The organism is Leucobacter muris, assembly GCF_004028235.1.
Lineage (GTDB): Bacteria > Actinomycetota > Actinomycetes > Actinomycetales > Microbacteriaceae > Leucobacter > Leucobacter muris.
In genome coordinates this window covers 2816419-2830973 of sequence record NZ_CP035037.1, presented here as the reverse complement: position 1 = coordinate 2830973, position 14555 = coordinate 2816419, and the positions used below count along the sequence as shown (strand labels likewise).

The 14555-nt window shown below is 65.1% G+C and carries 15 protein-coding genes; 2 read left to right on the top strand and 13 right to left on the bottom strand.

The genetic code is table 11. The features are described from left to right. Nucleotides 1-3: 3 nt before the first annotated feature. The 13 genes from Leucomu_RS13205 to Leucomu_RS13145 all read right to left on the bottom strand — a co-directional run bounded on the left by Leucomu_RS13205 (nucleotide 4) and on the right by Leucomu_RS13145 (nucleotide 11445). Nucleotides 4-1497 (bottom strand): Gp37-like protein, encoded by a 1494-nt coding sequence (locus Leucomu_RS13205; protein ID WP_128387226.1) that lies wholly within the window; start codon nucleotides 1495-1497, stop codon nucleotides 4-6. Next, on the bottom strand, nucleotides 1497-2441 hold the full coding sequence (locus tag Leucomu_RS13200) for a hypothetical protein (RefSeq protein ID WP_128387225.1): 945 nt from the start codon (nucleotides 2439-2441) through the stop codon (nucleotides 1497-1499). The genes Leucomu_RS13205 and Leucomu_RS13200 overlap by 1 nt, the downstream gene beginning before the upstream one ends. Next, a complete protein-coding gene (locus tag Leucomu_RS13195; protein ID WP_128387224.1) occupies nucleotides 2438-4993 on the bottom strand; it encodes a phage tail protein in 2556 nt (851 codons plus the stop codon). The genes Leucomu_RS13200 and Leucomu_RS13195 overlap by 4 nt, the downstream gene beginning before the upstream one ends. Before the next feature lie 13 nt (nucleotides 4994-5006). Continuing rightward, nucleotides 5007-5429 (bottom strand): hypothetical protein, encoded by a 423-nt coding sequence (locus Leucomu_RS13190; RefSeq protein ID WP_128387223.1) that lies wholly within the window; start codon nucleotides 5427-5429, stop codon nucleotides 5007-5009. Then, a complete protein-coding gene (locus Leucomu_RS13185) occupies nucleotides 5372-5791 on the bottom strand; it encodes a hypothetical protein (protein WP_128387222.1) in 420 nt (139 codons plus the stop codon). The genes Leucomu_RS13190 and Leucomu_RS13185 overlap by 58 nt, the downstream gene beginning before the upstream one ends. Nucleotides 5792-5875: 84 nt before the next feature. Beyond that, nucleotides 5876-6457, bottom strand: coding sequence for a hypothetical protein (locus tag Leucomu_RS13180; protein ID WP_128387221.1), 582 nt, complete (start codon nucleotides 6455-6457; stop codon nucleotides 5876-5878). A 66-nt stretch (nucleotides 6458-6523) separates the two neighbouring features. Next, the gene (locus tag Leucomu_RS13175; RefSeq protein ID WP_128387220.1) at nucleotides 6524-6973 is read right to left on the bottom strand and encodes a hypothetical protein; all 450 of its coding nucleotides are present in this window, start codon (nucleotides 6971-6973) and stop codon (nucleotides 6524-6526) included. Then, nucleotides 6963-7232, bottom strand: a complete 270-nt coding sequence (locus Leucomu_RS13170; RefSeq protein WP_128387219.1) for an HK97 gp10 family phage protein — start codon at nucleotides 7230-7232, stop codon at nucleotides 6963-6965. The genes Leucomu_RS13175 and Leucomu_RS13170 overlap by 11 nt, the downstream gene beginning before the upstream one ends. Next, nucleotides 7232-7582, bottom strand: a complete 351-nt coding sequence (locus Leucomu_RS13165; protein ID WP_128387218.1) for a hypothetical protein — start codon at nucleotides 7580-7582, stop codon at nucleotides 7232-7234. Before Leucomu_RS13165 ends, Leucomu_RS13170 begins: the two co-directional genes overlap by 1 nt. A gap of 415 nt (nucleotides 7583-7997) precedes the next feature. Continuing rightward, nucleotides 7998-8303, bottom strand: coding sequence for a hypothetical protein (locus tag Leucomu_RS13160; RefSeq protein ID WP_128387216.1), 306 nt, complete (start codon nucleotides 8301-8303; stop codon nucleotides 7998-8000). 3 nt (nucleotides 8304-8306) lie between these two features. Further along, nucleotides 8307-9269 (bottom strand): phage major capsid protein, encoded by a 963-nt coding sequence (locus Leucomu_RS13155; RefSeq protein ID WP_128387215.1) that lies wholly within the window; start codon nucleotides 9267-9269, stop codon nucleotides 8307-8309. A 65-nt stretch (nucleotides 9270-9334) separates the two neighbouring features. After that, on the bottom strand, nucleotides 9335-9919 hold the full coding sequence (locus Leucomu_RS13150; RefSeq protein ID WP_128387214.1) for a hypothetical protein: 585 nt from the start codon (nucleotides 9917-9919) through the stop codon (nucleotides 9335-9337). A 215-nt stretch (nucleotides 9920-10134) separates the two neighbouring features. Beyond that, the gene (locus Leucomu_RS13145; protein WP_128387213.1) at nucleotides 10135-11445 is read right to left on the bottom strand and encodes a phage portal protein; all 1311 of its coding nucleotides are present in this window, start codon (nucleotides 11443-11445) and stop codon (nucleotides 10135-10137) included. A 77-nt stretch (nucleotides 11446-11522) separates the two neighbouring features. Here Leucomu_RS13145 and Leucomu_RS13140 point away from each other — a divergent pair. Both Leucomu_RS13140 and Leucomu_RS13135 read left to right on the top strand, forming a co-directional pair. Continuing rightward, nucleotides 11523-12745, top strand: a protein-coding gene (locus tag Leucomu_RS13140; RefSeq protein ID WP_128387751.1) for an IS3 family transposase whose coding sequence is annotated in 2 segments (ribosomal slippage) — nucleotides 11523-11808 and nucleotides 11808-12745 — 1224 coding nt in all. Because the reading frame shifts where the segments join, the coding sequence is not laid out codon by codon here. Nucleotides 12746-12872: 127 nt separating this feature from the next. Continuing rightward, complete coding sequence (locus Leucomu_RS13135; protein ID WP_164884538.1) at nucleotides 12873-14384, top strand: SpaH/EbpB family LPXTG-anchored major pilin; 1512 nt, start codon at nucleotides 12873-12875, stop codon at nucleotides 14382-14384. Nucleotides 14385-14555: the final 171 nt, after the last annotated feature.

Genomic DNA, 14555 nt, shown 5'->3' with positions numbered 1-14555 from the left:
CTCCTATCTGCTTGAGTTGTCTCTGCGCTGGCGATCGGCGACCGCCCGCAGTGCGCGCGCCTGCACTTCATCCGAGGACGCCACCTCGGACCCGACCTGCGGGGTGACCGTGAGACCCGAATCGCGGGAGAGAGCAATGGTGACCTTCTCGACGCGCTTGCGCAGCACCATCCACCCCAAGTCGATCGAGACGATCTGACCCAGGACATAGCCGGACTCGCCGCCGTAGTAGATCTCGCTCGTCTCCTGCAGCTCGACCGACACCTCGGTCTCCGGCGCCGCCTCAGCGAGATACCGGGCACCCTGCTGATCGAAGTACGCCCTGGCGCGGTTCTTGTACCCCTGCGGGACGGCAGGGTCCACGAAGTAGAACCGAGGGAAATCCTCGTAGCCTTCCTGGTTGAGGGCCAGAAGCTTGGCTCCGGTGGCGTCCTTGAAGACCTCGATGACGCGGCCGTGCTGCTCTCTGTCGAGCTGCTGGCGCTCTTGGAAGAGCCGCGCTTCCTGCTCGCCAGGACCACCGAGGATGACTCGCGACGCAGTGTGCTCGGCCATCGACCAGGCGCCGTCGATGACGGTTCCAGCTGCGACGGACAGCGGCACCGGGTACGGGTCGGGGCAAGCTTCGTAGCCGACGCGCACGTTGTAGGCGCCGCCCCCGATCTCCCCGGATGCGACCACGTTGAAACTATTGTTGTGCTGGTCCGCCCACGTCTGAAAAGCCGCCATCACCTCGCGCAGCGTCTGGAAACGTGGCGAGAACCCATCGAACCCGAACGCCCACGGTACGGCCTCTGTTGGGGAGCCCCACCGTGCGGCGTCGACGACCTGATACGGCGCTCCGAAGGCGCTCGGCAGGTAGATGCCCGCACCTTCGATCAGGCCATCCCCTGCCGGGGTCGAGGGATGCACGCTCCACAACGTGCCGCGCCGGTAGCCGACCCGCTTCAGATTCGACACGAGCATCGGGGCGATCAGCTCACCCACGACCGCCGGCTTGCGGCGGAACGTCCAAGTCGTCGAGTCCGTGTAGGGCCACACCCACATGTAGTGACCGGGGTCCATGAACGGATCCGGGAACGACTGGGCCGTGTCCTTCTCGGCCTCCGCCTCGATCTTCGACGAGGAGTACAGGCCGGCCCAGGATCCCGAGAAGACCGCCGGCGTCGGCATCACCCACGCGAGCGTCTGATCGAATACCTCGTCCTCGCTGCGCGCGTACACCGTGATCGGGGCGTCGGGCCGGACCCCTCCGGCACGCCGGTACACGTGCCCGATGAACTCGCACCGGCCACGGAACCGCACGACGACGCCGCACATCTCCCGCATCAGCAGCTCGCGCTGCGGCGAGTCCGCATCCACCCCGATCTCCAGCACGTCAGCCGACGAGCGGATCTTCGTGAGCACCACATGCATCGGGTCACCGAGCACACCCCAGTCCTCCTGATAGTCGGGAGAGCACAGCCGGATCTCCAAGCTGTCGTTGAGCAGTGCCATCAGATCGCCCTCCAGTACTTCGGCCGGTACGTCAGTCGCGCCTCGCCCGCGCCTGCCAGTGTGAGCAGCACCACCTGCACGTCAGGCTCGAACGTCGGCGCGATCGGGAAGAACGCGCGCCCGGTCAGCTGCGCGGTCACGTTGGTGCCGCCGCTCGTCGCACCCTTCGCGCGCAGCATCGCCGCCTGCGCGGTCGGATCGAAGTCGATCACGAGCTGCTCCGACCCCGACACCGGGATCTCGGCCGACACAGCCGACTCCACGAACAGCGGCTGCGTGCTGAAAGCGCTCGCGGGACCCAGGATCGTGAGCGTCGGCCACGCCTCCACATCACCGGCCACCGTCAGCCCGGTAGAACCGTCCTGAGCACCCGGCACGATGTAGAACGGGGGTGCGGCATTCGACGTGCCGAAGAACGGTTCGACGGACGGCTGCACGGCCATCACCGCGAGTTGCTCCGGGCCCAACCAGAATGGGTTGTCGGCGGTGAGCGCTACGCCGACAACCTGTCGGATCTGCGTCGGATCGTGAGCGTAGACCGTAGCGTTCTCGTCTAGGAAGACGAGCAGCTCACGCCACGAACCATCGGGCGCGTACACCCGCCACGCCGACTCCCGGTCCGGGGAAAGGCAGGACCAGAACAGGCGCTGCACGGCAACCCAGTCCTGGCCCGCTTGGCTGAACGCGACGGGAAGGAACGCCGAACGGGCGGTGGGACGGGTGCCGGTACGCACCCGCCCAGCCCCGCGAGGCGTCTCACGCGCGAAAACGTCGATCCCTGGCCCGCCCATGCCTTCGATGCCGGTGGCAACGCGAGGCCCGACACCGGAGGAGACGACGGCACCAGCCGCGGTCTCGATCCGATATCGGGCCTCTGTGAGATCCCACACGACGAACCGTGCCGCCTGGGTGGGGTGTGGCATTCTCAGCTCGTGACGGATCATCGGATACCTCCCACCCCATAGACAGCGTCCGCCCGGCGACGCTTCTTATCGATCTCCTCGGCCACGTGCTCGGGGTTGCCGTACACGGGGCCGGTGATCTGCACTACCGTGGACGCACCACCGGCACCCCCGGCCGCCGGGACCCCTCCCGCTGCCGCGAGGCGGGTGCCGCCGAGCGCAAGATCCATCACGGCCGACACTCTCGTCTGCAGTGAGCTCCCGCTTCCGCCGGAGAAGGCGTCAGCAAGCGTGGACGCGAGCCCCTCGCTCGACGCTTCAACCTTCGATCGCTGGCTGTCGAGCCCGATTGCGAGGCCTTCGCCAGTCCACACGCCGAGCTGCTTGAACACCTTCGACGGGGAGGCGATACCGAGGAACGACTTCACCTTGCTCACCATGGAGCTGCCGAGATTGGTGACAGCGCGCACGGCGTTTGAGACCATGTCGTTCACGCCGTTGATCAAGCCTTGCACCATATCCCGACCCACCGAGACGAGCCACGATCCAGCACCGCTCAGAGCGGAGACGATCCGGCCGGGGAGACCGGTCACGAAGCTCACCGCCGACTCGACCCCGGACCGGAAGGCGCCAGAGACGTTCTGCCAGATGCTCCGGGCTGCGCCGAGGAATTGGTCGAGCCCCTGCTTGGCTAGATCCATGTTGCCGGTGATCAGGCCGACGATGAACTTGAGAGCGCCGCCGAGGGCGAGGCCGATCTGTTGCCAGATATCAGCGAAGAACTGCCGGACTGATTCGAGTCCGGACTTCACTTCGGTCCACTTCTCCGACAGCCACGCGATCACGGGGCCGACGGTCTCCGCCACGACGACCGAGAAATCGTTGAACCAGATGATCAGATCGGAGATCGCATCGAGCACCGATTCCGATGAGCCCGCGATCCCGCCGAGCTTCTCAGCAGTCTCAGACAGGCTCGAGTCGCCCGACAGCCAGCCCAGCAGAGCACTGATCTGCTCACCCCAGACGCCCCACGCGTTCGCGACATCCACGAGGATCGGAGTGATTGTTTCGAGGGCATCGACGATGACCGGTAGCGCATCGGTTCCGAGCTCGATCCACTTCGGGAGGTTCTCGGCGACCGCGTTCGCAAGCTCGATCAGGGAAGGCGCCGCCTCCTTGACTGCGGCTCCGAGCTCGGGGCCTACCTGATCGATGACATCGTTCAGGACGGGCACGAGCTCGTCGTTCGCGATCTTCGCGAGTTCCGTCAGCGTCGGCATGAGCGATGTGCCGAGCTTCGCCTGCGCGTTCTCCCACTCAGCGGTGAGACGCTGCTGCTGGCCGGCGAGCGTGTCTGATTCGCGGGCGAAAGTGCCCGAGGCATCCGCGGTCTGCTCATAGATCATCGCGAGCGTCTCGTTGGCCTCTGCAGCCTTGAGAGCGTCGCCTTCGAGTTCGTTCAGGCCTTTCGCGGCGAGGCGAGCGTTGATGTCGGCCTGCTTGATCGCAACGCCATAGCGCTCGATTGGATCTCGCTCTCCACGAAGCGCGGACGACAGAGCATCCACAGCATCCGAAGTCGGTCCGCCGAATTGGGCGGAGAGATCGGCGCCGAGGGAGATGAGGTTGCCGGTCTGCGATATCACGTCGCCCATGGGGAGACCCATGTTCTTGAGCTGCGCGCCAACGACGGTCGCGAACTCCTGATACTTGACCTGCGAGAGGCCGACAGATTGGGCAGACTCTGCAGACCACGTCTTGATGGTCTCCGCGTTCTCCTTGAAGATCGCGTCGACTGCGCCCATCGACTGCTCGAGGCTCGACGCGGCGCTGACCGAATCCTTCACATAGGTGATGACCGACGACACTGCGGTGTCGATCGCGTTGCTCACCATCGACCCGATGCCGAGCGCCGCGACGGCTGCGAGGATGACGGGAGCGGCCTTACCGATTCCGGCCGCGATACCGCCCGAGAACTTCTTGCCGCCAGAATCGCCCACAGAGCCGAGTTCGGTGCCGGCTCGATCCGCGGAGCGGGAGAGGTCTCCGAAGCCGTCCTGAGCACCGTCTGCGGCGTCCTCGACCTGCTTCAACTCCCGTTCGGCCTTATCGGTCGCATCCGCGAGCCGAGTCTGTGCCGTGCTGAGCTTGTCGGTTGCCGACTTCGTATCGTCTTGCCTGGCGGCGAGGGTGCGCTGCGCAGCCTGCAGCCGCTCCTCCGCGCGGACCACCTGAGAGGAATCCGCGGCGTACTTCTTGCCGGTCTCCGCAAGCTGAGCCTCCGCAACACGGACCTTGCCCGCGGCGTCCTGCTCCTTGAGCCGTGCCTGCGACACTTCGCGTGCGGCCTTCGCGACATCGGCGCGCATGCTCTTCGTGAGCTGCTCGACGGTCTTCTTCGTCTCCCCACCGAATGCAGAGTGGAAGCCCTTGCCCGAGTCAGTGCCCGCCTTGGTGCCGGCCGAGGCGAATCCCTTCTCGAAGGCGCCCTTGGCTTCCTTCGTGGTGGCATCCACCTCGGCGCCCACCGCGCGGCGGAACCCCTTGATCGTCGGGACGATCGCAACCTCGCCGACACCTACCTGAGTCGCCACAGTCGGCCTCCTCTCAGTCGTCGAGCGAGAACGGTGCAGTGGCGCGTGCGTACTCCACGAGTTCGTCGCGCTCCTCCGGGGTGACGTCAGCCTCAGGCGAGGCACGCTCAGGGAACGGGCCCGGCAACTGCACCGGCTCCGCCCCGTCCGGTCGGTAGAGGTTGATCATTCGCGTCGCGTGGAGGATCGATGCGATCTCGCCGTACGTCGTCGGCGATGCCATGCCGTTCAGGGCCGACCAGTAGTGCGAGCCCGGGTGGTTTCCGAGCTCATCGATCAGGTCGATCGCTTCCGGCCACGGGATGCCCTCACCGATATCAGAGAGGGGCACCCCGAACTCGTGCCGGAAGTCGAAGGCAAGCTCGGCGCGATAGGTCTTTACCGTCGCGGCGAGCGCCGCAATTTTCCCAGCGACACCTGCGTCCGCTGCTTCCACGCGCGGAAGAACAGCAGCGAGACCGCAATCGCGTCGGCCATGTCGATGCCCTTCAACGTCTCGACCATCTCCTCGTCGCCGATGATCTCGAGCAGCACGAGGAGCTGGTCAAGCTCATCGGCATCGGACTGCGTTCGCGACTTCAGGTCCTGGATCTGGTTGTACGAGAGCTTGAGGGGGAGCCGGAGCTCGCCGGGATCGTCGAGGCGCACGATCAGCGTCGACCCGGCGATGAAGCAGGGGAAGCGATCGTCGCTGTCGTCCTCGACGACGGGGATCTCGTACTCGTCGACGTTGAGCAGTTCTTCCTCGAGTGCCTCGGGAGTCTCGTCGATGGCCTCGGGGGTGGAGTTCTCGGTCATGATGGGTTCCTTCGTGTGGTGGGTGGATGGTGGGTAGGGGAGTAGCCGGGGCAGCGCACCCACCGAGCGCTGCCCCGGGGCCTGTTACGGGGTGACCGGCGCCGGCGGGATGATCCACTGCCGGTAGTGGCGGTTACCCACCACCCCCGATCGGTCGACCTTGAACGTGACAGCCTGGCCCTGCACGCTGCCGCGCTCGGACTTGTCGAGCTTCACAAGCTGCACGCCGACGTTCGGCATCGCCCGGCGACGGATCCAGCCGCTCTTGAACACCTCATGCGAGAACAGAACGACTCGCTTGTCGTTCGACGCCTCTTCGATGTCGGCGGCACCGTCGGCGTCCGGAGCCTCGCCATAGAGGAGTTCCTGGTTCTTCGCCTTGTGCTCGGCGAGAGTCGCGGCGATGGTGACGTTCGCGAGGCCGGTGGGGACCGAGTAGCCCTCCTGCCAGAACTCGATCGCGTCGCCGGACGCCTCACCGGTCCAGTCGAAGCCGCCGTCCTGCTTGATCAGGCCGACCTTCGCGAACGCGGCGGCGAGCTCGAGGTCGAGCTCCGCACCCTCCGACTTCGCCGGGATTGCGGTACCGATCGGCGCCCATGCGAGAAACCCCGTGATGGGGATCCCGACGAGACCGATGTCGTTGCCTTCGGCATCTGCTGCCATGGTTCTTCTCCTTCAATGAGAAAGCCCCCGGCAGCGCCAGGGGCAAATGGATGTTGATCGGTGGGTCTAGAGCGGTGTCGATACCACCGCGAGCGAGCACGTCATGTAGCGCTGCTCGTACTGCGAGTCCTCCGGCACCGGGTAGGGGCCATGGAACTCGAGGACCGCGGCTACAGGGGACGACGGTCCAGGACGCGGCGAGGCCTTGACGATCGCTTTCACGAGCTTCGCGAGCCGGATCGCCGGGCCCGGGTTGTCCTGAGAGCCTGCGAGGCACACGATTCCCACGCCCGCGTCACCGAGCGAAATGTCGACGTCGTTGATGCCGTCGTCACGGACGATCACCTGCCACGCCGGTGGCGGTGTGGCAGGTGCGGCAGCGGGTGGCGTCCAGCGCCGATTCGACACGTGCCCTTTCGCTGCGGGGAACTCGGCGCCAGCAAGTGCCGCAAGGCGGGTGCGGATCTCTCCCGTGAGGAAGCGTTCGATGTCTGGGTCGAGGAGTTCACCGGCCACGGCCTGAGCTCCTCACCGCGCGCGCCAGATTCCCGGTGCGGGCCTCGACCTTCATGGAATGCCGTGCGCTCGCCGTCACAACGCCGACGTAACGCTTCTGCATCTTGCCGCCGGTCGCGATCTTGCGCTTGTAGTCGCCGCCGTCCTCAGGAGCGGTCGACCGTGCTTTCGCGGCGACTCTCTCGGTAGCCTCGTCGACGACCGCGCGGACTGGCGCCGATCGCAGCAGGGACTCGAAGTAGCCGTTCTGGAACTCCATCACCCCACCACCCTCGTCAATGGGATCTCCCGGATCGGCTGCCAGCCCGTCCACGGATTCACATCAGCGGAGGGCATGCCGTCGATCGAATAGGTCACGCCCTGAGCGCGGACCCGATCCTGTGCTTGCACATCCGCGTCAGGGCTGCCCAGATACAGGCTCTTCTCTTCGAGCAGTTCGTTCCGGGCCGCATCTCGCCGAGCGGACGTCGACGACGATGCAACGTACGCGCCTTCGAGCGGCAACTCGTCGGGGGTGTCCCAGGCGCCGAGGGTCACCGTGCCGGAGTAGTCGTCTAGGAGTTCGCGGCGCCGGAGGCGCACGACCTGCTCACCAGTTGGGAAGCTCATCGGGCACCTCCGGGCGGTAGCGATTGCCGAAGCGTTGCTCGTCCGGCGCGGGCGTGCGGTGCGAACGGATCACACCCGCACCTGTGCCTACGAGGTCATCGAGCTGCGCGAGCTCCTCAGGCAGGAACCACGCTGCGAGCAGGAAGCGCGCATCACGGTCGATAGATGCGGGTCCGACACGCTCTCGCAGCGCCCCGAACGGGGACGTTCAAGGCGCCGAATGACCGCATCTGCTGCCGCCGACACGAACACCGGCTCCAGATCTGTCGTGATCGCTTCCCCGTACCTCTGGTTGAGCAGTGGCCCGAGAACGGTGATCCACGCGTTCACCTTCGTGGACTGGGCGGTGGAGAGCGTCGGGAGGAACGGGTCCAGCTTCGCTCTTGTGAGGTCCATGTCTCCGCCCTCCCGCCTGCTACTCGTCCTCAGCGATGGTCGGCTCCGAGACGTCGGCCGAACCGGACACCTCGTCACCGTTCCCGCTGGTCTCGTGCGCCTCGATCGCGGCGAGGATGTCGTCCTTCTTGGCCGCCGACCCGAGGTCGATGCCGTGGTCGGCGGCGTACGCCTTGAGCGCGTCAACCTTCCACGACTTCGACGGTTCGGTCGGATCCGCGGCGTCGACCGAACCGGACACCTTCTCCCAGCCGAGCGCGATGTAGCCCTCAGCCAGGTTCTCGGGCACATCCACGATGCGACCCTGTGCGTGCTTGAGCTTCATGGGTCAGCCCTCCCCACCGGCCGCAGCCGGGGTCACGGCGCCCGCCGGCTGCGCGGAGGTGCCATTGGCGGTGATGGTGTTGCCGAGCGCGTAGGCGTAGCGCGCCTTGAAGCGCAGCGCCACCATGTCGCGCTCGGCGAGGTTGATCTGGTTCGCCCCGGTACCGAGGGTGGCCTGATCAAGGAACTTCACGGTGATGTCCTGGCGCTGACCGATCTTCACACGCGACTTGTCGGCGACGAGCGCAGTCGCCTGCGCCGGATCCCAGGCCCCGTTCTTCACGAACGCGGCATCGAGGCCCGCGATCGAGTCGGAGAACGAGCCCGCGTCTCCCATCGTGCGGGAGAGGATCGCGGTGCCGTCCGAGGCGCGGAGGTTCGCGAGTCGGAACCGGAGGCCCGACGAGGAGAAGATCGTCGTCGGATCGGCGCCCGAGTCCGCGACCGCGCCGGCCGCCTGGAAGATCGACCCCGCGAGGTCGTCGGCGCCCGGCGTGTTCGAGATCTGGAACACGTTGCCGCCCGCGATCGCCGCCGCGAGCAGCGCCGGATCGGTCCAGGTCGTCGGCTTCTGCGTACCGAAGAGAACCGCCTGGTCCAGCTTCTTACCGATCGCCTGACCGCCCAGCTTCGAGAGCTCCTCGAGACCGTCCTCGGTCATGTCCTCCAGCACATCCTCATGCACCGGGATGATGACCGCGATCTCTTCGACCACGAACCGCTTGTTGCCCCAGGTCGCCTCGCTGGTCGGCTTCACACCCTCGGACGCGGTAGCCGACTCCGACACCCAGTAGGCGTCGGGCAGGGTCGTGAGCACGGGCGCGTTCGTGATCTTCGTGCCCAGCGGCACGGTACCGAACGCCTGGATCGCCGCGGAGCCCTCCGAGCTCGCCGCGGCGTCGAGGAACACGTTCGAGTATTCCTCCTGGATGAGAGTCGCAACGTCGTTGCGAGAGATGTCAGCCATGAATGGCCCCTTTCAATGCGAAAGGCCGCCCGAGAGGACGGCCTGAATGGTGTTGATGATGTGGGTCAGGAGGACTTCCTGGATGCCCCGAGCTGACGCAGCGCAGCCGCAGCGCGACCCTTCGCGGGGCCCGACTCCTGCCGCTCACCCTGCTTCGGACGCGGGCGCGTCGCGGGACGAGCGCTCCCCGCCTTCACGAGGTACGGCTTGTCGGTCGCGAGCTTCTCGACCGCGGCCTTGATCGCCTCGGTGTCGGGCTCGTCGTCCTTCACGGGCAGCTTCTCCGCGTCGATGACAGCGAGCGCATCCGACGGGTCGTTGAACCCCAGCGCCGACGCGATCGCCTTCACCTCCGAGGAGACGAGCTTCGAGAGGTATCGCTGTGCGACCGCGCTCTCGGTGTCGGCCTTCGTCTGGTCGAGCGCCTTCTGGTGCTCGTCTTTCTGCGAATCGAGGTACGCGTCGTGGTCGGCTGCCTTCTTCTTGAGGGCGTCGTAGTCGGCGTACTTCGACCGTTCGCGTGCGAGACGCGATTCGACGATGCGGTCGAGTTCTTCCTGCGATGCCGGGGGCGTGTATTCCGGCTTGCCGCCGCCTGTCGGCTCGTCGCCGGCCGGGTTCTCATTCGCAGGCTGGTTCTCGGTGGACATGATGGGTGGTTCTCCTTCGCCGGCATGTTCGAGCAGGTGCCGTATCCTGCATCCCCACGAGCGTGGGTAGGTTCATTCGGGGAGCCGCAGCGCGACCGGGGTCGCCCCGGTGAACTGCAGCCCAGTGAGACCGACACGGCGTGCTGCATCCTCCGGTGCGACACCGGCACGGATGAGCGAGCCGAGGGCGTCAGCCTGGTCCTTGGTGGCGCCGCTCAGCTCAGCGCCTGGCTGGCTGGCTGGCTGGACGAGGATGCCGCAATCCTGAGCATCTTCTTGTCCTTGGCGCTCCCGGCGGACTCAAGAGCGTCCTGCCTCGACCAACCCGGCAGCATCTGGAACAGCCGCCCCAGATCTGCGCCGACGACGTCGAGCTTCGAGATCGCATCCGACACCTGCGCCAGCGACCACGACTGCACATTCGCCCAGGACACCTGATCGGTCAGAGCGCTCGCCGCAGCCGACTCGCCAAGAATCCGTGCCCCGGTTCGCAGCGCGAGCTCGTACCCTTCGCCGAGCGCGTCGCGCCGGTCACCGATGTTCCGGTGATAGCCCGACTCCGCAGCCGCGATGCCCTCAGCGCTCATGTTCACCACGGCGCCCAGCAGGTAGTGCGGAGGCACCTGCAGCACAGCCGCGAGATGCTTCACATGCGCTTCGAGCGCGGCGACCATCTTCGTAGGGTCTGCCGCCTCGAACGTGCCGAACCGGACCGTCTCACCGGCCTCACCAGGAGCGTGGATCAGAGAGTCGATCGCGACCCGCACTTCGCCGAGCGTCCCACCGGCACCCCACTTCTGAGGGAACGCGCCGTATCTCTGGATCATCTGCAGCGCGAAGGTCGCGTCGACGATGCGCTTGTAGATCGGGATCCCCGGCTCCACGCTCGACTGCGGTTCGCCCTCCGACGCGAGCGAGTTCGAGATCCGAACCACTGGTGCGAAGTCGAGACCATGCGGGGTAGGGCGGAGATTCTGCGGCGTCGACGGCGACCCGTCGAACCGGTAGCTGCCTTCGCTGTCGAAGGCATACCACTGCGAGTTCCAGAACGTCGGACCCTGCTTCGTAGCACCCACGCGGTAGAGCACGAACTCGGGGAAATCGTCCCACGGGTCTGCGTACACGGCGAAGGTGTTGTGCGCCGACATCGGGCGCATCACGACACCCTGATCACCATCAGCGGGCAGCAGCATCAGGAAGCTCTTGCCGAGCCCCACCGCTTCCTTCGTGGACACGCCCTGCCGGCCATCCATCCCGTTGGCCCGCCACACGCGATTCCAGATGTCCTCGTTCGCGTAGCCGTTGATTCGGCAGCCCTGCGCGATCGCGTCGCGCGAGAACCCAAGCCACGGACCGCCTGACTTGTCCAGCAGATCCTTGTACTCCGCGTCCGCGCCGTCCGGCATCCACGTCCTGAGCACCTTCCCGTCGATGTGCCGCTGCAGGTTTCGAAGGCGCATCCACTCCTGGCGTGCATCCTTCATCACCGCGGCGCAACGCTCACCGAGCTCAGTCTCATCGAGCATCAGGCATACCCCCTCACCACTGCTGGCTTGAATTGGCCTGGTTTGAGTTCCGATCTTTATACAAGGATGGAACTACGATGCCAAGCAAATATGACCCTGAACTTCGCCAGCGCGCACTTCGGATGCTCGCCGAAGCCCGTCCCGAGCACGAGTCGCTGACCGCGGCCTGCCGACACGTCGGTGGGCTCCTCGGAGTGAGCCCGGAGACGCTGCGCGTGTGGCAGCGCCGCTACGACATCGATACCGGCGCGAAGCCTGGCACCTCGATCGATATGGCCCAGGAGAACCGGCGGTTACGCCGCGAGGTGAGCGAGCTCCGTAAGGCCAACGAGGTACTCAAAGCCGCGAGCGTGTTTTTCGCGAAGGAACTCGACCGGCCACGAACGAAATGATCAGATTCATCGACGAGTACCGTGATCGTTTCGGGGTCGAGTTCCTCTGTCGTACGCTGCGTGCGGCAGTTCGTGGGTTCCTCACCTCCCGCGGATACCGGGCCGCGAAAGCCCGGTCGGCCTCAGCCAGGCAGCTGCGCGACGAGTTGCTCCTCCCTGAGATCCGGCGGCTCCACGCGAAGCACTATGGCGTGTACGGGCGCCGGAAGATGCATGCCCTGCTGAAGCGTGAGGGGTGGAAGATCGGCCGCGACCAGACCGAGCGTCTGATGCGGCTCGCCGGCGTGCGCGGGGTACGGAAATCAAAGCGCGTGTTCACCACACGCCCTAACAAAACGGCGGCACTGCCTGCCGATCTCGTCAACCGGAGATTCGCCGCTGACGGGCCGCGCAAGCTCTGGGTGTGCGACGTGACCTACGTCGCCACCTGGTCTGGGTTCGCCTATGTCGCGTTCGTCACTGACGTGTACTCGCGCAGAATCGTGGGCTGGAATGTCGCTGCGACGCTGAAATCTGAGGTTCTGCCGATGCAGGCACTCGATATGGCTGCGTGGCAATCGGGCGGCAGGCTCGATGGCCTGATCCATCACGCCGATCACGGGTCGAATTACACCGCCATGGTCTATACGGATCGCATTGCGGAACTCGGAGCAGTGCCCTCGACCGGGACGGTCGGCGACAGTTTTGACAATGCCATGGCTGAGGCGGTCAACAACCTCTACAAGACCGAACTGATCCGACAGCAGGGCCCCTGGCGGACGGTTGAGCAGGTCGAACTCGCGACCCTCGAATACGTGTGGTGGTGGAACCATGAGCGCCTTCACGGGGAGCTCGATATGCGTACCCCGATCGAGGTCGAGCAGGCCTACTATACTGAGGCCGAGGAACTTCTGTCACCGACAGGTTGACAGGAAAACCGGTCGGAACTCAAACCAGGCCAATTCAGTAATATTTATGAACGCTGTAGTTCGGTTGGTGGCGTGTTATGGCGTCAGGGGCTTTGGGTCTCCTGCGGCTACGAAAGGAGACGTTCGGGTGGCTGAACGGAAAACGATGCGGCGCGTTGCCGCGATGGTCGGGGCTGTCGGTATGACGGCCATGGTGGGCGCGAGTTCTGCCGCGTTTGCTGCGCCGCAGAACTACGGTAACATCGGCTTTGGCCGGGAAGGCTCGTTGACGGTGCATAAGTACCTGCATCAGGTCAACGGCTCTGACGGTGATATTAGTGAGGCTCCTGCTGCGGGTGATTTCACGGATCCCGTTGAGGGTGTGGTGTTCACGGTGTACCCGCTGCTGAAGGATGGGCAGCCAGTTGACCTGTCTGTGCCGGCGAATTGGGACGCCTTGGGAGACCTTACGCCCGGTGATGGGTGCACGGCACCTGCCGGGTACACGCTTGGTGCCGGGCAGGCGATGCCGACTGCTGATGCGAATGGTGCAGCGAACGTTGCCCTTCCGATCGGCGTGTACCAGGTGTGCGAGACGTCGGCTCCCGCACAGATCATCGATTCCGCGTCTCCGTTCATCGTGACTATTCCGATGCCGCACGAGAACGGCTGGGTGTACGACGTGCACGCCTACCCGAAGAACGGTGAAGGAACGATCGAGAAGACGATCGAGGAGCAGCAGGACACTGGTCTCGGGTCGGTTGTGAAGTTCCCTGTGACGGTTCCGATCCCGACCACTGGTGAGGATTGGACCGGGTTCGCGATTCGCGACACCCTGGATAGTCGTCTTACGCCGGTAGCGCCGGCGGATATGACTGTCACGGTGGACGGTAGCCCGCTTGATGCGAGCTACTACACGCTCACTGTTGATGGTCAGCAGATCACGATGAACTTCACCGCTGCGGGGCTCGCTTGGCTGAATCAGAGCCCGAACGCTCAGGCTGGGAAGAAAATCCAGGTCGTGTTCGCGGGTACGGTGACGACGCTTGGGAACGGTACGATCACCAACGAGGCTGAACTGCGGCCGAACAACCCGGGCTTTGACCCGAGCACGAACCCTCCGGTTCTGTCGAATGAGGTCGAAACGCACTGGGGCAGCCTTGAGGTGCAGAAGCGTGCCGCTGGCACCTCGGGTAACGAGGGCCGCCTGAATGGTGCGGTGTTCGAGGTGTACAACGCTGTTGACCCGTACGCTGCCGACTGCTCGGCAGCGGAAGCTGCCGGCGACCCGGTTGTTGCCAATGGTGAGACGCAGTTCACTTCCGCGGGGACTGGTATTATCTCGATTCCTGGCCTGTTCGTGAGCGATAGCGTGAACCCGGTCATTGATGCGCAGCAGCGCTGCTATGTCCTCAAGGAAGTAGCGGCTCCTGCAGGCTACGTGCTGCCGGCTGACCCGTTCACTGCGGTGACGGTGAAGATTGGTGAGACGACGGTCTCGGACAATGTTGACATCGTGAACACGCAGCAGGGTGTGCCCGAGCTGCCGCTGACGGGTGCCGCGGGTCAGGTCATGCTCATCGCAGCTGGTGTTGCCGCGGTGGCTGTTGCTGCGGGGTTCGTACTAATGAACCGACGTCGACAGAACCAGGACGCCTAAGTTGCAGGGTGTTGTGGTGTGGGCCATGCGAAGGCTCCATGGTCCACGCCACAACACCTTCAGTTCCGGAGCATGGCGACAGTTCCCAACCATCCCTCACCGTGAAGCGCCCGTTAGGGATTACAGGAGGTAAGCGTGCATAGTAATAGTTCTCGAGCTTCGAAAGAATTA